We start from the raw sequence: 19,171 nt of genomic DNA, 5'->3' as shown, positions 1-19,171 counted from the left end.
CTAATTATCGGCTTTCCCCTTCCGTCCTCGCCAAAATACGCTATGTTATCTGCATCGCCCAATAACTGTATGCATAAACAGGCCTCAAATGAAGGGATTCCCCTCGCTGATCAACGTACTGCTGGCCAGTTCGCTGGTGTTGACCATCGGCCGCGGCGTTACGCTGCCGTTCATCACCATCTACCTCACCGAACATTTCCATCTGCTGCCGAAGAGCGTGGGCGTGATTCTGGGCGTCAGCCTCACCCTCGGCATCCTTGCCAGCCTGTACGGCGGCTATCTGGTGGACAAATTCAGCAAAAACCGCCTGATCCTGCTGTCGATTGTATTGTTTGCGCTGAGCTTTTTCGCCATTCCCTGGATCCCGCGCCCCGGCGGCGTGATCGTGGTGCTGGCCATCTTGCATACCTGTTATTCGGTGCTAAGCATCACCATTAAGGCCTGTTTCGCCGACGGGTTGCCGGTCGAGCAGCGCATCAAGGCTTTTTCCATCAACTACACGCTGGTCAACGTCGGCTGGGCGATCGGCTCTGCGCTCGGCGTCCTGGTGGCCGGGCTTAGCCCGTTGCTGCCGTTTTATCTGTCGGGCGGATTGGCGCTGGCGACGGTGGCGGCACTGAGCCTGCGCTTGCGCGGCCGGGAACAGCGCGCAACGCCTGCTGCCGCTGTACCGGCCGCGCTCCCCAACTTCCGTCAGACGCTGACCATCTTGCGAAGCGATCGGCGGCTTATCTACTTCACCCTCGGCAGCACCCTGGGCGCCGTGGTGTTCGGTCAGTTCACCGGCTATCTGTCGCAGTACCTGATCACCGTCTCCAGCGCCGAGTTCGCCTACAAAATCATTGGGTTGGTGATGATCGTCAACGCCAGCATCGTCATCGCCCTGCAATACCTGCTCAGCCGCGGCATGCGCCAGGAAAACATGCTGCGCTGGCTGGTGCTGGGCACGCTGTTTTTCATCGTCGGGCTGCTCGGTTTCATGGCGGCCGGCCAGGCGGTCTGGCTATGGCTGGCGGCGATGGCGGTGTTTACCCTCGGCGAAATCATCGTTATCCCGGTGGAATACATGTTTATCGACTTTATCGCGCCGCCGCACCTGAAAGGCAGCTACTATGGCGTACAGAACCTCAGCGCATTGGGCGGCGCCATCAACCCGGTGCTGTGCGGGGTCATGCTCAGCTACGCCGCGCCGCCGCTGATGTTCGTGATGCTGATCGTCGCCGCGCTGCTCAGCCTGCTGTTTTTCTTCCTCGGCCATCGTTTGGCGGAACGTTCTGCGGCAACGGCCGAAGACGCGCGCTGACCCTGCCTGCAACTCTCAAAGCAGGATGTCAACCCGCCGATCGCGCATGGCAGGCATAGCGAGAATTCATAGTGCGATCTGTGGCGTGGCTCACAGTTTAATTGTATGATGAATACGTCAGTTAAACGGGAAAAGACAATGGCCAACGAGCTCACACTGTGCTGGAAATACCTCAGGGCCCTGCTCCTCATCTACCTGTGTCTGTTCGTCGGCAACGCAGTGGCGGCGCTGCTGCCTTTCGCCATTCCCGGCAGCATCATCGGCATGCTCTTGCTGTTCGCGCTGCTCTCCACCCAGATCCTGCCGGCCAAATGGGTTAAACCCGGCTGTCATTTGCTGATCCGCTACATGGTGCTGCTGTTCGTGCCGATCGGCGTCGGCGTGATGAAATATTACGACCAGATCGTTGCGCATCTGGGCCCGCTGGTCATTTCTTGCCTGATCAGCACGCTGATGGTGCTGGTGGTAGTCGGCTATACCTCACACTATTTTCATCGCGAGCGGCGCATTGCCGGCAAGCCCGACGACACGGAGGGCAACTCATGATCCATGAAATCTGGTGGTCGCTGCCGCTGACGCTGGCGGTCTATTTTGGCGCGCGCTGGCTGGCGCGCAAGCTGAATATGCCGCTGCTCAACCCGCTGCTGGTGTCCATGGCGGTGATCATCCCGCTGCTGCTGCTCACCGGCATTCCCTATGAGCGCTACTTTCAGGGCAGCAAAATCCTCAACGATCTGCTGCAGCCGGCGGTCGTCGCGCTGGCCTTCCCGCTCTATGAGCAGCTGCACCAAATCCGCGCACGCTGGAAGTCGATTATCACGGTGTGCTTCATCGGCAGCCTGACCGCCATGATCAGCGGCGGCGCCATTGCCCTGTGGTTGGGCGCCACGCCGGAAATCGCCGCCTCTATCTTGCCGAAATCGGTCACTACGCCGATCGCGATGGCCGTCGCGGACTCGCTCGGCGGCATTCCGGCGATCAGCGCGGTTTGCGTCATTTTCGTCGGCATCCTCGGCGCCGTGTTCGGCCACGCGCTGTTCAACCTGTTGAAAATCACCACCCCCTCGGCGCGTGGCCTGGCGATGGGCACGGCTTCCCACGCGCTGGGCACCGCGCGCTGCGCGGAGATGGACTATCAGGAGGGCGCCTTCGGCTCGCTGGCGTTGGTCATCTGCGGCATCATCACCTCGCTGCTGGCGCCGTTTGTGTTTCCGGTGCTGCTGCATCTGTTCGGTTGATCAGGGTGAAACTTGCGATACATCTCGCATTTATGTATTCCATTGCATTAATTTCATTAATTAAGAGACATTAATCACACTTTAATGTCTCTGGCCTGCCTAGAATGTTATCCCGTTAACCTGTAGAGAGACTTTCTATGCATCCGCGTTTTCACACCGCTTTCAGCGCACTGCCCGCGACACTGCAATCCGCCCTGCAGCCCTATCTGGACGCGTCCGACTTTCCGGCGATGTTCACGGCCGAGCAAGCGGCGGCGATCCGCTCAGGCTGCGGGTTGGACGATGACGCGCTGGCATTCGCGCTGCTGCCGCTGGCGGCGGCCTGCTCGTTAACCCCGATATCGCATTTCCACGTCGGCGCCATCGCGCGCGGGCAAAGCGGCAACCTCTATTTCGGCGCCAATATGGAATTCAGCGGCGCCCCGCTGCAGCAAACCGTGCATGCGGAACAGTGCGCGGTTACCCATGCCTGGTTGCGCGGTGAGCCAGCGCTGGCCTCGATCACCGTCAACTACACGCCGTGCGGCCATTGCCGCCAGTTTATGAATGAACTGAACAGCGGCGGCGAACTGCAGATCCGTCTGCCGGGCCGCGCACCGGCCACGCTGGCGGACTATCTGCCGGACGCCTTCGGCCCGAAAGATCTGGATATCGCTTCGCTGCTGATGGACAAGGTCGATCACGGCCACCGACTGGCGCTGGACGATGCGCTGACGCAGGCGGCGCTGGCGGCGGCCAATCAGAGCCATGCTCCGTACAGCAACGCCCACAGCGGCGTAGCGCTGGAAACGGAGGACGGCAGCCTTTACGCCGGCCGCTATGCGGAAAACGCCGCTTTTAACCCGAGCCTGCCGCCGCTGCAGGCCGCGCTGATCCTGCTGAACCTCTCCGGCGGCGACTGCCTGAACATCCGCCGCGCCGTACTGGTCGAGCCGCAGGAGGCGATCCTCAGCCAATGGGACGCCACCCGCGCCACCCTGGCGGCGCTGGGTTGCCAAAACGTCAGCCGCGCCGCCTTCTAAGCGCACAACGGCGGGGCCATCCGGTTCCGCCGCTAACAGCCCCGCCCGCCAAATACAATGCCCCGACGCCGCCAGAGAGACTTTCTTTAGTTAAAAAATCATTTGATTGTCGATAATTACGCCAACCTGGTTCATCATCGGGCAACAAATGCTGTACATCTTCTCTTTATCTTTTAGGATCGTCGGCAATACAGTTATCTGATACGTGAAGAGTAAAACTGATGGAACTAGAATACGAAAGCAAACGCCCGCTCTACATCCCTTACGCCGGCCCGATTCTGCTGGAATTTCCGCTGCTGAACAAAGGCAGCGCTTTCACCGAGGAAGAACGTAGCCACTTCAACCTGCACGGCCTGCTGCCGGAAGCGGTGGAGACCATCGAAGAACAGGTGGAACGCGCCTACCGTCAGTATCAGGATTTCAAGAACGATAACGATAAGCACATCTACCTGCGCAACATCCAGGACACCAACGAAACCCTGTTCTACCGTCTGCTGGACTCGCACCTGAGTGAGATGATGCCGATCATCTACACCCCGACCGTCGGCGAGGCCTGCGAACACTTCTCCGATATCTATCGCCGTGCGCGCGGGTTGTTCATCTCCTACCCGAACCGCGATCGCATCGATGACATGCTGCAAAACGCCACCAAGCAGAACGTTAAGGTGATCGTGGTCACCGACGGCGAGCGTATTCTCGGCCTGGGCGATCAGGGCATCGGCGGCATGGGCATCCCAATCGGCAAGCTGTCGCTTTACACCGCCTGCGGCGGCATCAGCCCGGCCTACACGCTGCCGGTGGTGCTGGACGTCGGCACCAACAACCCGCAGCGCCTCAACGATCCACTGTACATGGGCTGGCGCCATCCTCGCATCTCCGGCGAGGAGTACCACGCCTTCGTCGAAGAGTTTATTCAAGCGGTCAAACGCCGCTGGCCGAACGTCCTGCTGCAGTTCGAAGACTTCGCGCAGAACAACGCCACCCCGTTGTTGAACCGCTACCGCGACGAGATTTGCTGCTTCAACGACGACATTCAGGGCACCGCCGCGGTCACCCTCGGCAGCCTGATCGCCGCCAGCCGCGCCGCCGGCAGCCAGCTGCGCGATCAGACCGTCACCTTCCTCGGCGCCGGTTCCGCCGGCTGCGGCATCGCCGAGCAGATCATCGCGCAGATGAAGTCCGAAGGGTTGAGCGAAGACGAAGCGCGCGCCCGCGTGTTCATGGTTGACCGTTTCGGCCTGCTGACCGACAAACTGCCGAACCTGCTCGACTTCCAGAGCAAGCTGGTGCAGAAGAGCGACAATCTGGCCGGTTGGGAAACCGCCAGCGACGCCATCTCGCTGCTGGACGTAGTGCGCAACGCCAAGCCGACCATTCTGATCGGCGTGTCCGGCCAGCCGGGGCTGTTTACCGAAGAGCTGATCCGCGAGATGCACAAGCACTGCGAACGCCCTATCGTGATGCCGCTGTCCAACCCGACCTCGCGCGTGGAAGCCCGTCCGGAAGACATCATCAACTGGACCGACGGCGCCGCCCTGGTGGCGACCGGCAGCCCGTTCGCGCCGGTAAGCTATAAAGAGCAGCTGTACCCGATCGCCCAGTGCAATAACTCCTACATCTTCCCGGGAATTGGTCTGGGCGTGCTGGCCTCCGGCGCCACTCGCGTCACCGACGCCATGCTGATGGCCGCCAGCCGCGCGTTGGCGGACTGTTCGCCGCTGGCCACCGACGGCCACGGCGCGCTGCTGCCGAATATCGACGATATTCAGGGCGTGTCGAAGTGCATCGCCATGGAAGTGGGTAAAGCCGCCCAGCTGCAGGGCGTGGCGATCGTCACCTCCGAAGATGCGCTGTCGAAAGCCATCGAGCACAACTTCTGGCGGCCGCAGTACCGCAGCTACAAGCGCACCTCGTTCTGAATGGTGAGCTGAAATGACCCAGCCCGGCTCCGCCGGGCTTTTTTGTGCGGCAAAACCGCCGAAAAATGCGGCGGCGCGCGTGCTTCAGGCGGTTCGCGTCTTGCGTCGGTCGGTCAGGTAAAGTAGCCTTGATCCATCTTTTTCAGCCCGGCGCGCGTAAGGCAACAACATGTGGAAACGCCTGATCATCAGCCTGTTCATCATCATTGCGGTGTTGATGGGTTCGGCTATTGCGCTCGATCGCTGGATCAGTTGGAAAACCGCGCCTTACGTCTACGACGAACTGCAGGAATTGCCGCACCGCCAGGTCGGCGTGGTGCTCGGCACCGCCAAGTATTACCGCACCGGCGTGATCAACCAGTACTACCGTTACCGCATTCAGGGGGCGATCAACGCCTATAACAGCGGCAAGGTGAAATACCTGCTGCTGAGCGGCGACAACGCCCAGCAAAGCTATAACGAACCGATGACCATGCGGCGCGATCTGATCGCCGCCGGCGTGGCGCCGAGCGATATCGTGCTGGACTACGCCGGTTTCCGCACCCTGGACTCCATCGTGCGCACCCGCAAGGTGTTCGACACCAACGATTTCATCATCATCACCCAGCGCTTCCACTGCGAGCGCGCGCTATTCATCGCCCTGCACATGGGCATTCAGGCGCAGTGTTACGCGGTGCCGTCGCCGAAAGACATGATGACGGTGCGCGCCCGCGAGATCTTCGCTCGCTTGGGCGCGCTGACCGATCTGTACATCCTCAAGCGCGAACCGCGCTTCCTCGGCCCGCTGATCCCAATCTCCGCCATGCACACCGTGCCGGAAGACGCCCAGGGCTATCCCGCCGTGTCACCGGAACAGTTGGTTGAGCTGGAGCACAAGCTGAAAGAAGAGAAGCAGAGAGCCAAACAGCCTTAATCATCCGGCAGAGGGTTTGACACGCGCCTCGGCAATACGCTAAAAGGGCGTATTATCCGAGAGAAAACAAAGTGTTAACGAATACCGGATGATTTGCGTAAAGCGCTCTCTACGTACGCTGACAGCTTATTGCGGCATTAAAAGCGGGGATGCCCTTTTGCCACCGCCGAATGAACTATTCAAACGGTCCAATTCAATGAAGAGGACCATCAGATCATTGCTGTCCAGTCCAATCAGGGTGAGTTCCTGTACCAGTGATTGCAAGAGCAATTGTTTGCGGGCGTCAGGGGAACCAGAGGAAAGCATGGCTTCAATCAACACGAAGTTGGCGCTGCGGGGGGAATCCAGGTCAGGATAAGTGGGATCCACATATAAATCGTCTTCCTCAAGACGGATAAAGCGCTGGAATTGATCGTTCGCAGGATAGCCGGTTTTTACTACCGCCGCGTGAATAGCTGATGAAATTCTTTTCTTATCAAGCGTATTACGACTTTTCAGCGTAATGGTAAATACAGGCATAGTTTGCTCCCCGAAAACGGTAGGTGAAACAAGTTTACTGACTTCATACCGCGTTGGTAGCCCGAAAACTGTGTCACGCTGTAACCAATCCAGCCTAAGATCAGGCGATATCCCGAGATACCTCGCCAGCCATTGCCAAATAATGCCTTATTATTTTGCCTGGCACCGTACAGCGCCCCAACGTAACAAGGCCGGCAATAGGCCGGCCTTGTTGTCTGTACTGCGGTAAACCTACTTCTTCTTGGCGTATTTCAACGAGTCCAGCGCCACGGCGAAGATGATGATGCTGCCCTTGATGATGTACTGCCAGTACGGATTGATGCCGATATAGGTCAGGCCATAGTTGATGACGGTAAAGATGATCACCCCGGTCACCACGCCCCACACCGTACCCACCCCGCCGGCGAAGGAGACGCCCCCCACCACGCAGGCGGCGATGGCGTCCAGCTCATACATAAAGCCGAGGTTATTGGTGGCGCTGCCGATGCGTCCCGCTTCAAGCAAGCCGCCGAAGGCGTAGAACACGCCGGACAGCGCATAGATCATGATCAGGTTCAACGGCACGTTGACCCCGGACACCTTGGCCGCTTCCGGGTTGCCGCCGATGGCGAAGATGTTCTTGCCGAAACGGGTCTTGGTCCAAAGGATCCAGACGAATATGATGGCGATCAGCGCGTAAAAGGTGATGTAGGACAGCTTAAAGTCGCCGAAGCGCAAGAAGCCCTGGGCAAAGGTGGAAAACTTCGGATCAAAGCCCGCGACCGGCGACGCGCCGACCGAATCGTAATACAGCGAGTTGATGCCGTAGACGATGATCATGGTGCCCAAGGTGGTGATGAACGGCGTCACGTTGAGATAGGCGATAATCAGGCCGTTAACCAGGCCGATCACCGCGCCGACCGCGCACACCAGCAGGATGACCAGGGGAATCGACCAGGTTTCCATGTGCGGGAACACCTTGTTGACGTTATCCATCGATTGCAGCAGCGTGGCCGCCACCACCGCCGCCAACCCCACCTGCCGCCCGGCGGACAGGTCGGTGCCCTGGGTCACGATCAGCCCCGCCACGCCCAGCGCGATGATGATGCGCACCGAAGACTGCGTCAGGATGTTGCTCAGGTTCATCAGGCTGAGGAAGGTAGGATCCTGAATGATGATGATGGCCAACAACACCAGCAACACCACGTAAATGCCGCCTTCCTTGAAATAGGTAAATAAGGTTTTTTTATTTAGCGCGTTCATAATTCCGATCCTTAAAGGTGCAGGGAGGCGAGACGTAAGATTTCATTTTGCGAGGTCTGTTTGGTGTTAACGATGCCCGCAACCTGACCATTGCTCATCACCAAAATACGGTCGGTGATCCCCAAAAGCTCCGGCATTTCGGACGAGACGATAATGATCCCCTTGCCCTTCTTCGCCAGTTCGGTCATCAGCTGATAAATCTCGAACTTGGCGCCCACGTCGATGCCGCGCGTCGGTTCATCCAGCATCAGGATCTCCGGCTGCGTCAGCAGCCAGCGGCCGATGATCACCTTCTGCTGGTTGCCGCCGGACAGCGAGCCGATATGGGTGTGATGCCCCGGCGTTTTCACCCGCATGGCGTCGATCACCCACTGGGTGTCGCTCTTCATCCGCGCGTTATCCAGCAGGCCGAGCTTGTTTTTATAATTGCGAATGTTGGAGATCAGCGAGTTGAAGCCCACATCGAGGTAAGCGTAAATCCCGGTGGATCGGCGCTCTTCGGTCACCAGCGCAAAACCGTGGTTAATCGCTTCATTGGCGCTGTGGTTATCGATCGCTTTCCCGTGCAGCTTGATGGTGCCCGCCACCTTTTCGCGAATGCCGAACAGGGTCTCGACGATATCGGTGCGTTTGGCGCCCACCAGCCCGGCGATGCCGAGGATCTCCCCTTGATGCAGATCGAAGGACACATCGCGGATCGAAGGCTGGCGCAGCGACGTCAGGTTTTTCACCTCGAGGATCACCTCACCCGGCGTGTTTTGCCTGTCGGGGAAGCGCTGGCTCAGCGAGCGGCCGACCATCATGGCGATGATCTTGTCCATATCCAGCCCTTCCAGCGGCTGGGTGGCGATCCACTGGCCGTCGCGCAGCACCGTTATCTCGTCGCACAGCTGGAAGATCTCCTCCATCTTGTGCGAGATATAGACGATGCCGCAGCCGCGTTCTTTCAGCTTGCGGATGATGGTGAACAGGTGATTGACCTCTTTCTCCGTCAGCGAAGAGGTCGGTTCATCCATGATGACGATCTTGGCGTCGTAGGAAAACGCCTTGGCAATCTCGATCATCTGCATCTGCGACACCGACAGGTTGCCCACCTTTTCGCGCGGGTTGATGTCGATATCCAGCTCGTCGAAGATCGCCTGGGTGTCTTTGAACATCTTGTCCTGATCGACGAACAGGCCTTTGGTCGGGTAGCGTCCCAACCACATGTTGTCCATCACGGTGCGTTGCAGCACCAGGTTCAGCTCCTGATGCACCATCGAAACGCCGTGTTCCAGCGCTTCCTTCGAGCTCTTGAAATCGATTTCCCGGCCCTGAAATACAATGCTGCCGCTGTCTTTTTTGTAAATGCCGAACAGGCATTTCAACAACGTCGATTTCCCCGCGCCGTTCTCCCCCATCAGGGCGTGAATCGAGTGCGGACGGACGCGTAAATTGACATTGTCCAAGGCTTTGACGCCGGGAAATGACTTACAGATATCCGTCATTTCCAGCAAAAATTCGCGTGAGCTATCGGCCATAAATACACCTGGCTTAACGATCTTGCAGTCGTAAACATCCCCGCCGGCGGTATCCCTGGTGTTGGCGCCGCAGGCGGGGTCTTAGCGGGATCTCAATTCTTATTTAACAAACTGAGACAGGTTGTCTTTATCTACGCCGACGTAAGGAATACGCACGACTTTATTTTCGATTTTATATTGGGTGCCTTCGGTGGCCGGCTTGCCCGCCGCCAGGTTTTTCGCCAGCTCGAAGGTGGCCTTCGCCTGGTTGTCGGCGTCGTTCAGCACCGTGCCCGCCATCGCGCCGGATTTCACCAGCGCCAGCGCTTCAGGCAGCGCATCGACGCCGAACACCGGAATACTGGTCTTGTTGTGCGCTTTCAGCGCTTCCACCGCGCCCATCGCCATGGCGTCGTTGTTGGCGATCACCACTTCGATCTTGTTGGCGTTAGGGCCGGAGAGCCAGGCATCCATCTTGTCTTTCGCCTGCGCGGTATCCCACATCGCGGTATCCATCTGCAGCTGCTGGGTCTTGATGCCTTTTTCGTTCAGCGTTTTCACCACGTAGGTGGTGCGCGCTTCGGCATCCGGGTGGCCCGGCTCGCCTTTCAGCAACACGAACTGGATCTGGCCGTCTTTGTTCAGATCCCAGGCCGGGTTGGCTTGCCAGTGTTTGGCGATCAGTTCGCCCTGGATCACGCCGGACTCTTTGGAGTCGGTGCCGACGTAATATGCCTTGTCATAGCTGTCCAACGCCTTGCGGGAAGGTTCTTTGTTGTAGAACACCACCGGGATATCGTTTGCGCGCGCCTTATCGATAACCACCGGCGCCGCGGCCGGGTCGACCAGGTTGATCGCCAGCGCTTTCACGCCTTTGGCCAGCAGCACATCGATCTGATCGTTCTGCTTGGACTGGTCGTTCTGCGAGTCATTCATCAACAGGGTAACGTCCGGTGAAGCCTTGGCGTCTTTCTCGATCGCCTTGCGCACCACCGACATGAAGTTGTCGTCGTATTTGTAAATCGTGACGCCAATACGGGTGTCAGCATGGGCTGCGGCGCCAAACATCATGGCTGCGGCCATGGCGGCCAGGGTGAAAACCTTCTTATTCATTGTCAGTCTCCGGTTCTGTGTAGGGTATTACTCGTCTTTGAGCCAATGGTCACCGGCAGTGCGCACACCCCAGGCCTGGCGATTTCCACTCAACACCTGTCGTCCGTGGATCTTGTTATTTCCGAGAAATGCTGTGTCAGCGCGAGATAAAGGTTGCAGCGGCAAGGGCCTTTGCGCCGGAAAACGCCTAGAGCATAGACGGCGCGATGTTAATATTCTGTGAATTTTCTCACAGATTGAAAACGGTTACACAAGATTAAATCGTCAGAGAGTGACCGTCGCCTCACTTTGCCAGGGGGCGACAGAATGGCGCCGCACCAGCGTCGGCATGAACAGATGACCGGCCTGCGGCTCCGCCAGGCCTGCTGCGCCCTGCAATGCCAGCTCGGTGGCCAGCGTGGCCATCGAGACGATCGGGTAGCGCACCGTGGTGAGTTTGGGGCTGGTGTAACGCGCGATGGGGATGTCGTCGAAGCCGATCAGCGAGAAATGCTGCGGCACCGTGATACCGTTTTCTTTCAACACCGCCATAGCGCCGGCGGCCATGGCGTCGTTGTAGGCGAACACTGCGCTCAGCTGTAAGTTGCGCCCCAGCAGCTCCACCATCGCCGCCTCGCCGCCCTGCAGATCCGGCGAACCATAGGCACGCCAGTTGTCGGGCGTGGCCAGTCCGGCCGCGGCCATCGCCTGCGCATAGCCCTGCTGGCGCAGCGGCCCGTCTTCGATCGGGTGATTGGAGCCCAGATAGCCGATGCGCCGATGGCCCTGCGACAGCAAAAGACGCATCGCCATTTCTGCGCCGCAGACGTTATCCAGCCCGACGCAGCGCGGCTCATAGCCGGGGATAATCCGGTTGATCAGCACCATGCCCGGCACCTGCTCCAGAAAACCGATCAGCTCGGCGTCGCTCAGGGCTTTGGCGTGAACAATCAGGGCGTTACAGCGTTGGCGGATCAGCACTTCGATCGCGTGGCGCTCTTTGTCCGCCTGATGATAGCTGTTGCCGATCAGCAGATACTTGTGGTGTTTCTGCGCCACCGTGTCTACCGCTTTCACCAGCGCGCCGAAGAACGGATCGGAGACGTCCATCACCACCACGCCCAGGGTATCGCTGCTTTGGGTCGCCAACGCCTGCGCGTTGGCGTTGGGTCGATAGCCCAGATCCGCCACCGCCTGCAGCACCTGCTCGCGCGTCTCTTTGCTGGTCAGCGCGCTGTGGTTCAGCACGCGGGAGACGGTCGCCACGGAGACCCCGGCGCGTTTCGCCACGTCGCGAATGGTGATCGGATGAACTGGAGGCATGCGTGATCCTGAAATCGGGGTTGTGGCCGGTGGCGCTATCCTACCCCGATTGGCCCGCTGCTCTGCGTGAATTACGTCACAGGAAAGAAAACGTTTACATACATTTTTTTAACCTGCCGACGGGCGCTCACTTCAGCGTCCTGGGTTCCGCTGCGCCGGCGGCCAGCTGAGTCAGCTTGCGCCACAGCCATTCCATCGGCCCCTGCTCGAAGTAACGCAGCCACAGTGCGGAAAACGCCAGGTTGGTCAGCCAGACCAGCGGCACGAACGCCAACAGCTGCAGCCGGTCAAACTGCTCATAGAGGCCGAAACGATAAAATAGCGTGGTGCAGATCAGCGTTTGCAGCAGGTAGTTGCTCAACGCCATACGCCCCACCAGGGTCAGCCAGCGGGCGATGCGCAGGCGCGACAGTGCGGGCCAAAAACCGTAACACAGCGCCAGATAGCCCATCGCCTGCAGCGGTGCGCCCAGCTCACGCGGAACCTGCAGCAGGAAACCGCTCCAGCGATAGTCCCACTGCACCTGCCATTGCAGCGCCACCGCCGGCAGCTGGATCAGCACCGAAAGCGGCAGCAGCCACGCCGCCTGCCGCAGGTAATAGCCGGATGAGTAGCTGCCGCGCAGCCAGCCGCTGCGCATCAGCCCGGCGCCGAACAGCATCAGCCCCGCCAGCTCCCAGCCATACTGCGCGCCGATGGCCAGCAGGCTGGAGGAGAGCAAATCGGCGCGGCTGCGCCAGGCTTCGAAACCGCCCTGCAGCTTCCAGAACTTCTCGTACTGCAACTCCGCCACGCCCGGCTGCCAGAAGCTGCCCGGCTCACCGTGCGAGACGAAGCCGAGCAGCAGCAGCACCGCCACGCCAATCAAGTACAGCACCACGCCGGTTTTCAGCAGTTGGACGGTTTCTTTGGCTTCGCGGATCATGCGCCAGCACACCAGGCCGATCAGCCCGTAGGCCAGCAGAATGTCGCCGTCCCACAGGAAGATCGCGTGTGCGAGGCCGAACAGCACCAACCACGACAAGCGCGCGCGGATCCAGCTTTTGCCGCGCCGCAGCAGCATTTGCAGCCCGGCGCCGAACAGCAGCGCGAACATCGCCAGGAACTTGGCCTGGGCGAAGAGATCGAGCAGCGCCCAGGTCCAGGCGTCGCGCGATGACGGCATCCCCAAATAGGCCGGGTTGAGGTAGGCGGCCTTCGGCAAGCCGAAAGCGCTGATGTTCAGCAATAAAATGCCGAGGATGGCGATGCCGCGCACGCAGTCCAGCGTGGCGATGCGCGGCAGAGGATGACTGTTCATTTTTTATCGCTGTCTTCCGCTCATGAAAAAGGCGCCCGCAGGCGCCTGTTGTCGTCTTGCGGGTCGCCCCGCAACGCCATCACCCCTGGTGATGACGCACCGCACGCAGGAACTCCTGGCGGGTATTCTGGCTGGACTTGAACAGCCCCCCCAGCGAAGTGGTGGTGGTGGCGCTGGTCGCGTCACGAATGCCGCGCGCCTTGACACAATAATGGACCGCATCGATCGATACCGCCACGTTATTGGTGCCGAGCAGAGTCTGCAGCGCGACCAGGATCTGCTGGGTCAGGCGCTCTTGCACCTGCGGACGCTGGGAGAAGAACTGCACGATGCGGTTGATCTTCGACAGGCCGATCACCGAGTCTTTAGGGATATAGGCCACGGTAGCCTTACCGTCGATGGTCACGAAGTGGTGTTCACAGGTGCTGGTCAGCGTGATATCACGCACCGTCACCATCTCATCCACCTTCATCTTGTTCTCGATGACGGTGATTTTCGGGAAGTTGGCGTAGTCCAGCCCGGAGAAGATCTCGTCGACATACATTTTGGCGATGCGATGCGGCGTTTCCGCCAGGCTGTCATCGGACAGATCGAGATTCAGCAGCTGCATGATTTCGGTCATGTGCTCTTTGATGCGACGCTTGCGCGTTTCGCGATCCAGCACTTCCCCGCGCAGCGGCGTCTCCAGACCACGCTCTTCCAGTGCCGCATGCACCAGCGCGGCTTCTTTACTTAATGATGTCATGTATTTGTTCTCCTGCGGACGGAACCCGCCGGCGGCCTGGTAGGGCGTGCGGCCGGCGAATTGCTTGCTCTCGTGACGGCAGAGTTTTCGTGGTGGATAACGTGAACCCGGTCAAGATTTTGCCCCCACTGTAGATGAGAGCGCGGCGATTATCCAGCGATAGTACTTCATCCGCAGGTGAAATATTCGCATTTAGCACAATCGGGCCGGCTGCGGGTTTCCATGTTTTTTGTATGGATTTTAATCACCGAGTCGCCGTTTTTTGCGCCAACCGCCGCGCCGGGGTATTCACCACCAGCCCCCCGGCCGCCAACAGCGCCGCCACCGCCACATACAGCGCCGGCTCCAGTCGATGGGTCATGGCGGTCGACAGCGCCGACAACATCGGCCCGACCAGTTGGCCGATCGCATAACCGGTGGTCAACAGTCCGGCCATGTAACGCGCATGACGCGGCGCCAGCTCACGCCCGTGCTGAAGAGCAAGTTGCACCACGCAGAGGAAACCGCCGCCGGTCAGCAGCGCCCCGAGCGCCAGGCCGGCCACGCCCGGCACCACTTCGGCGCTCAGCACGCCCACCGCCTGTATCCACAGCGTGATCGCCAACCGGGTCTGGGTGGTCAGCCGATGGCGGGTCAGAATGCCGATGACAATCCCCAGCACCGCCGCACCGCCGAACACCGGCCAGACGAACTGCGCGAACAGGCTGGCGGGAAAGCGCGCCGCCGCCATCTGCGACAAAAAGGTCGCCGGCAGGATGTAGCCGAAGCCGGCCAGACTGTAGCTCCACACCAGGCGTTTGAGCGCCGGCGTCAGCAGCAGCGGCTCCGGGGCCACGTCCGGGCGATGCAGCTCGCCGCTGCGCGGCAGAAAGGCGCTAATCCCCCCGACCAGCACCAGCGCCAGCCCGCCATACACCAGCCAGGCCTGCGCCGCCGTCAGCCCCAGCGCGTTGATGCCCACCGCCAGCATGCCGCTGAGGAAGATGCCGGCGCCCGGCCCGGCGAATACCGCCGCGCTCAGCGCCGGCCGGCCGTAGTGCGCCAACCGCTCGTTGGTCCAGGCCGCCACCAGTACCATCGCCCAGCCGCTGGCCCAGCCGATGACGAAGCGCAGCGCGCCGTGCGTCCATTCATCCTGCGCCAGCGCCGACAGCAGCGTCAGCGCCATCGCGCCCCATACGCCCAGCCACAGGCGCCGCTCGACGTGGCGCGTGGTGCGCATCGCGTCGTAGGCGCCGCACAAGTAGCCCAAATAGTTGATCGCCGCCACCAGCCCGGCGCCGGTCAGGCTGAACTGATGTTCCGCGATCATCAGCGGCACCTGCGGGGTGAAAGCGAAGCGGCCAATGCCCATCGCAACGATCAGCGCGGCAAACCCGCTCAAGGCAATACGTAAAGCCATATCGGCATCCAAAAGGTTAAAAGAAAGTTGCCAGTATCATGCCGCAGTATTAAACTCACAAAAACTGAATAATACTAATCAAGTTCATCACAAAACGAGAATATTATGGATCTGACCCAGCTTCGCATGTTCTGCTGCGTAGCGGAAACCGGCTCGGTCGCCCGCGCCGCCGAGCAGCTGCACCGCGTGCCGTCGAATCTGACCACCCGGCTGCGCCAGCTCGAGCAGGAGCTGGGCGCCGATCTGTTTATCCGCGAAAAACAGCGCCTGCGCCTGTCGCCGATGGGCCATAACTTTCTGTGCTACGCCAATCGCATCCTGGCGCTGAGCGACGAGGCGATGAGCATCACCCACGCCGGCGAACCGGCGGGCAACTTCGCCCTCGGTTCGATGGAAAGCACCGCCGCCACCCGCCTGCCCTCGCTGTTGGCGGCTTACCACCAGCGCTTCTCGCAGGTTTCACTGTCGCTGACCACCGGCACCTCCGGCGAAATCGCCGATCGGGTGCGCGCCGGCACGTTGGCGGCCGCCCTGGTCGACGGGCCGGTGCCTTATGACGAGTTGAACGGCTGTATCGCCTATCCTGAACATATGGTGGTGATCTCCTGTCTCGATCACTCGCCGATCCACAGCGCCAAAGACGCCAACGGCGAAACGCTGTTCGCCTTTCGCGCCAGCTGCTCCTACCGCCTGCGGCTGGAAGCCTGGTTCAAGCGCGAAGGCGCGCGGCCGGGGCAGATCATGGAGATCCAGTCCTATCACGCCATGCTGGCCTGCGTCGCCAGCGGCGCCGGGCTGGCGATGATCCCGCATTCGGTGCTCAGCCTGCTGCCGGGCCATGAGCGGGTCCGGGTTCACGCCCTGCCGCCGGACGTGGCCGACACCGCCACCTGGCTGCTGTGGCGCCGCGACGCGTTCGGGCCGAACGTGCGCGCGCTGAAAGAATTGATTATTGAACAGACGGAAACCGCCGCTGTTGATGAAAGCACCCCCAACAATCTAACAGACGTTAGCGATATCGCCTGATTTAAAAGAAAACCACTGAGGAGACTATGATGGAGATGATCAAAACCCGCGCCGCCGTTGCCTGGGGCCCGAACCAGCCGCTGAAGATCGAAGAAGTCGAGCTGATGCCACCGCAAAAAGGCGAAGTGCTGGTGCGGATCGTCGCCACCGGCGTTTGTCACACCGACGCCTACACCCTGTCCGGCAAAGATCCGGAAGGCGTGTTCCCGGCGATCCTCGGCCACGAGGGCGGCGGCGTGGTGGAAGCGGTCGGTGAAGGCGTCACCAGCGTGGCGGTCGGCGATCACGTGATCCCGCTCTACACCCCGGAGTGCGGCGAGTGCAAATTCTGTAAATCCGGCAAGACCAACCTGTGCCAGGCGATCCGCGCCACCCAGGGCAAAGGGCTGATGCCGGACGGCACCACCCGCTTCTTCAAGGACGGCAAGCCGATCTTCCACTACATGGGCACCTCCACCTTCTCCGAATACACCGTGGTGCCGGAGATTTCACTGGCGAAAATCAACAAGGAAGCGCCGCTGGAAGAAGTGTGCCTGCTGGGCTGTGGCGTCACCACCGGCATGGGTGCGGTGATGAACACCGCCAAAGTGCAGCCGGGCGACACCGTGGCGATCTTCGGTCTGGGTGGCATCGGCCTGTCGGCGATCATCGGCGCGCAGATGGCCGGCGCGGGCCGCATCATCGGCATCGACATCAACACCAGCAAGTTCGATCTGGCGCGCAAGCTGGGCGCTACCGATCTGATCAACCCGAAAGACTATGACAAACCGATTCAGGAAGTGATCGTCGAGCTAACCGACGGCGGCGTCGACTTCTCCTTCGAGTGCATCGGCAACGTCAACGTGATGCGTTCCGCGCTGGAGTGCTGCCACAAGGGCTGGGGTGAATCGGTGATCATCGGCGTCGCGGGCGCCGGCGAAGAGATCTCGACCCGGCCGTTCCAGCTGGTCACCGGCCGCGTCTGGCGCGGTTCGGCATTCGGCGGCGTCAAGGGCCGTTCGCAGCTGCCGGGCATCGTCGAGCGCTATCTGGACGGCGAATTCGCGCTGAACGACTTTATCACCCACACCATGGGGCTGGAGCAGATCAACGAAGCGTTCGATTTGATGCACGAAGGCAAATCGATCCGTTCCGTCATCCACTTCGACAAATAAGCCAGGAGGCAGAGATGACGTTGTCATTGGAACTTCTCGAAGAGCACCGCATGTTCGGCGGCTGGCAACAGCGTTACCGCCACGCGGCGCAGAGCCTGAATTGCAACATGACATTCAGCATCTACCTGCCGCCGCCGCGCGATGACAACCCGCCGCCGGTGTTGTACTGGCTGTCGGGGCTGACCTGCAACGACGAGAACTTCACGTTGAAAGCCGGCGCGCAGCGCATCGCCGCCGAGCTGGGCCTGGTGCTGGTGATGCCGGACACCAGCCCGCGCGGCGACGAGGTGCCGAACGACGAAGGCTACGATCTGGGCCAGGGCGCCGGGTTCTACCTGAACGCCACCCAGGCACCGTGGGATCGTCACTTCCGCATGTACGACTACATCAGCGCCGAACTGCCGGCGCTGATCGAACAGCACTTCAGCGTCAGCGATCGTCAGTCGATCTTCGGCCACTCGATGGGCGGCCACGGCGCGCTGATGATGGCGTTTCGCAATCCGCAGCGCTTCCGCTCGGTATCGGCCTTCGCGCCGATCGTTAACCCGTGCCAGGTGCCGTGGGGCCGCAAGGCATTCACCGCATATCTGGGCAGCGACGAGAGCCAGTGGCTGCAGTACGACAGCTGCCATCTGCTGGCCAGCGGCGCGGAAAAAATGCCGGTCCTTATCGATCAGGGCGACGACGACCAGTTCCTGGCCGATCAGCTGCAGCCGGCGCGGCTGGCCGAGCTGGCGCGCCAGCGCGACTGGCCGCTGACGCTGCGCATTCAGCCGGGGTACGATCACAGCTACTTCACCATCGCCACCTTCGTGGAAGATCACCTGCGCTTCCACGCCGAGCACCTGTTCCGCTGATAAAAAATCCGGGCGGTTTAACCGCCCGGATTTCTTCAAAAGCCATCAATCAGAAAATCGATAGCGGCTTTAATTTGATTCCTGTGCTCATTGACATTACCAACGGCCTTCCCAATCTGCGAAATACGTACGGCAGCCATCTCATGCGTCATAACAAGAAACTTTTCGCCGTTGACCTCAATCTCCGGGCATAAACGTGCAGAAATTTTAACCCTGACGTTATCCAAAGCATAAAGAGGGATCATTAACCGGGTCGAGAGGACATCAATAAGATCGCTTTGAACGTCCAGTAAGTAGGGATAGGCTGATGCCGGATACGTATTGTCATATACGGTAATATTGCATGTTCAAAATGTCCGATATTCATCAGACAACAAACCATTTTCTTCAGTGATACGATTAAGTTCTTCTAACGCCGCGCGATTTTGCTCGCGCCACTGTTGAATCTCAATATCCCTGACGCGGACGCTCAATGCGTCTGTCAATACGGATGACACATTGACGCCCAGGGATTTTGCGCGCTGGAAAAGATCGCGATCGATGGTTACGTTGACTGTCTTTTTCGTCACATTGCTATTTGCCATATCCATACCTCATCCCTGTAATATACACGGGTC

General features: G+C 60.0%; 19 protein-coding genes. 9 read left to right on the top strand and 10 right to left on the bottom strand.

All coding sequences use genetic code 11. From position 1 onward, the window contains the following. Positions 1 to 88 precede the first annotated feature (88 nt). From ACJ8PL_RS03480 to sanA, 6 genes are all read left to right on the top strand, one after another. A complete protein-coding gene (locus tag ACJ8PL_RS03480) occupies positions 89 to 1,303 on the top strand; it encodes an MFS transporter (RefSeq protein WP_234214024.1) in 1,215 nt (404 codons plus the stop codon). 138 nt (positions 1,304 to 1,441) lie between these two features. Then, positions 1,442 to 1,849 (top strand): CidA/LrgA family protein, encoded by a 408-nt coding sequence (locus tag ACJ8PL_RS03475; RefSeq protein ID WP_442530821.1) that lies wholly within the window; start codon positions 1,442 to 1,444, stop codon positions 1,847 to 1,849. After that, positions 1,846 to 2,541 (top strand): CidB/LrgB family autolysis modulator, encoded by a 696-nt coding sequence (locus tag ACJ8PL_RS03470; protein WP_442530819.1) that lies wholly within the window; start codon positions 1,846 to 1,848, stop codon positions 2,539 to 2,541. Before ACJ8PL_RS03475 ends, ACJ8PL_RS03470 begins: the two co-directional genes overlap by 4 nt. 137 nt (positions 2,542 to 2,678) lie before the next feature. Next, a complete protein-coding gene (cdd, locus tag ACJ8PL_RS03465; protein WP_016928447.1) occupies positions 2,679 to 3,563 on the top strand; it encodes a cytidine deaminase in 885 nt (294 codons plus the stop codon). A 221-nt stretch (positions 3,564 to 3,784) separates the two neighbouring features. Then, complete coding sequence (locus ACJ8PL_RS03460) at positions 3,785 to 5,482, top strand: NAD-dependent malic enzyme (protein ID WP_004938945.1); 1,698 nt, start codon at positions 3,785 to 3,787, stop codon at positions 5,480 to 5,482. Between the two features lie 169 nt (positions 5,483 to 5,651). Continuing rightward, a complete protein-coding gene (gene sanA, locus ACJ8PL_RS03455) occupies positions 5,652 to 6,395 on the top strand; it encodes an outer membrane permeability protein SanA (protein ID WP_016928448.1) in 744 nt (247 codons plus the stop codon). Positions 6,396 to 6,521: 126 nt separating this feature from the next. On the opposite strand, the gene ACJ8PL_RS03450 is transcribed toward sanA, so the two are convergent. The 8 genes from ACJ8PL_RS03450 to ACJ8PL_RS03415 form a co-directional block, all read right to left on the bottom strand. Beyond that, entirely contained in the window at positions 6,522 to 6,914 is a 393-nt protein-coding gene (locus tag ACJ8PL_RS03450; protein WP_240293961.1) for a tautomerase family protein, read from the bottom strand. A 231-nt stretch (positions 6,915 to 7,145) separates the two neighbouring features. After that, positions 7,146 to 8,156 carry a galactose/methyl galactoside ABC transporter permease MglC gene (gene mglC, locus ACJ8PL_RS03445; RefSeq protein ID WP_004938953.1) on the bottom strand — a complete coding sequence of 337 codons (1,011 nt, stop codon included), beginning with the start codon at positions 8,154 to 8,156 and terminating at the stop codon, positions 7,146 to 7,148. Positions 8,157 to 8,167: 11 nt separating this feature from the next. Then, positions 8,168 to 9,676: a galactose/methyl galactoside ABC transporter ATP-binding protein MglA gene (gene mglA, locus ACJ8PL_RS03440; RefSeq protein WP_004938959.1), complete on the bottom strand. Its 1,509-nt coding sequence runs from the start codon at positions 9,674 to 9,676 to the stop codon at positions 8,168 to 8,170. Between the two features lie 99 nt (positions 9,677 to 9,775). Next, the gene (gene mglB, locus ACJ8PL_RS03435) at positions 9,776 to 10,768 is read right to left on the bottom strand and encodes a galactose/glucose ABC transporter substrate-binding protein MglB (RefSeq protein WP_004938962.1); all 993 of its coding nucleotides are present in this window, start codon (positions 10,766 to 10,768) and stop codon (positions 9,776 to 9,778) included. 264 nt (positions 10,769 to 11,032) lie between these two features. Beyond that, positions 11,033 to 12,070, bottom strand: a complete 1,038-nt coding sequence (gene galS, locus ACJ8PL_RS03430) for an HTH-type transcriptional regulator GalS (RefSeq protein ID WP_016928450.1) — start codon at positions 12,068 to 12,070, stop codon at positions 11,033 to 11,035. Between the two features lie 127 nt (positions 12,071 to 12,197). After that, positions 12,198 to 13,370, bottom strand: coding sequence for a DUF418 domain-containing protein YeiB (gene yeiB, locus ACJ8PL_RS03425; protein ID WP_016928451.1), 1,173 nt, complete (start codon positions 13,368 to 13,370; stop codon positions 12,198 to 12,200). Between the two features lie 79 nt (positions 13,371 to 13,449). Next, positions 13,450 to 14,115: a GTP cyclohydrolase I FolE gene (folE, locus tag ACJ8PL_RS03420; protein WP_004938969.1), complete on the bottom strand. Its 666-nt coding sequence runs from the start codon at positions 14,113 to 14,115 to the stop codon at positions 13,450 to 13,452. 244 nt (positions 14,116 to 14,359) lie between these two features. Next, the gene (locus tag ACJ8PL_RS03415; protein ID WP_151254874.1) at positions 14,360 to 15,517 is read right to left on the bottom strand and encodes a YbfB/YjiJ family MFS transporter; all 1,158 of its coding nucleotides are present in this window, start codon (positions 15,515 to 15,517) and stop codon (positions 14,360 to 14,362) included. Positions 15,518 to 15,622: 105 nt separating this feature from the next. On the opposite strand from ACJ8PL_RS03415, the gene ptrR reads away from it, so the two are divergent. The 3 genes from ptrR to fghA are packed head-to-tail and all read left to right on the top strand — an operon-like array spanning position 15,623 to position 18,554. Continuing rightward, positions 15,623 to 16,543, top strand: coding sequence for a putrescine utilization regulator PtrR (gene ptrR / locus ACJ8PL_RS03410; RefSeq protein WP_442530818.1), 921 nt, complete (start codon positions 15,623 to 15,625; stop codon positions 16,541 to 16,543). A 29-nt stretch (positions 16,544 to 16,572) separates the two neighbouring features. Then, the gene (locus tag ACJ8PL_RS03405) at positions 16,573 to 17,697 is read left to right on the top strand and encodes an S-(hydroxymethyl)glutathione dehydrogenase/class III alcohol dehydrogenase (RefSeq protein ID WP_016928454.1); all 1,125 of its coding nucleotides are present in this window, start codon (positions 16,573 to 16,575) and stop codon (positions 17,695 to 17,697) included. Positions 17,698 to 17,711: 14 nt separating this feature from the next. After that, positions 17,712 to 18,554 carry an S-formylglutathione hydrolase gene (gene fghA, locus ACJ8PL_RS03400; protein WP_015377214.1) on the top strand — a complete coding sequence of 281 codons (843 nt, stop codon included), beginning with the start codon at positions 17,712 to 17,714 and terminating at the stop codon, positions 18,552 to 18,554. Between the two features lie 35 nt (positions 18,555 to 18,589). Here the strand turns inward: fghA and ACJ8PL_RS03395 are convergent, their stop codons facing one another. Together ACJ8PL_RS03395 and ACJ8PL_RS03390 are read right to left on the bottom strand one after the other, a co-directional pair. Then, positions 18,590 to 18,892 carry a CcdB family protein gene (locus ACJ8PL_RS03395; protein ID WP_028127948.1) on the bottom strand — a complete coding sequence of 101 codons (303 nt, stop codon included), beginning with the start codon at positions 18,890 to 18,892 and terminating at the stop codon, positions 18,590 to 18,592. Positions 18,893 to 18,901: 9 nt separating this feature from the next. Next, positions 18,902 to 19,144: a type II toxin-antitoxin system CcdA family antitoxin gene (locus ACJ8PL_RS03390; protein ID WP_079449478.1), complete on the bottom strand. Its 243-nt coding sequence runs from the start codon at positions 19,142 to 19,144 to the stop codon at positions 18,902 to 18,904. Positions 19,145 to 19,171: the final 27 nt, after the last annotated feature.

The sequence above is a fragment of the Serratia sp. CY83965 genome (assembly GCF_052166375.1).
GTDB classification, from domain to species: domain Bacteria; phylum Pseudomonadota; class Gammaproteobacteria; order Enterobacterales; family Enterobacteriaceae; genus Serratia; species Serratia marcescens.
The sequence above is the reverse complement of the archived record's forward strand: the minus strand, read 5'-3'. Positions and strand labels throughout refer to the sequence as shown.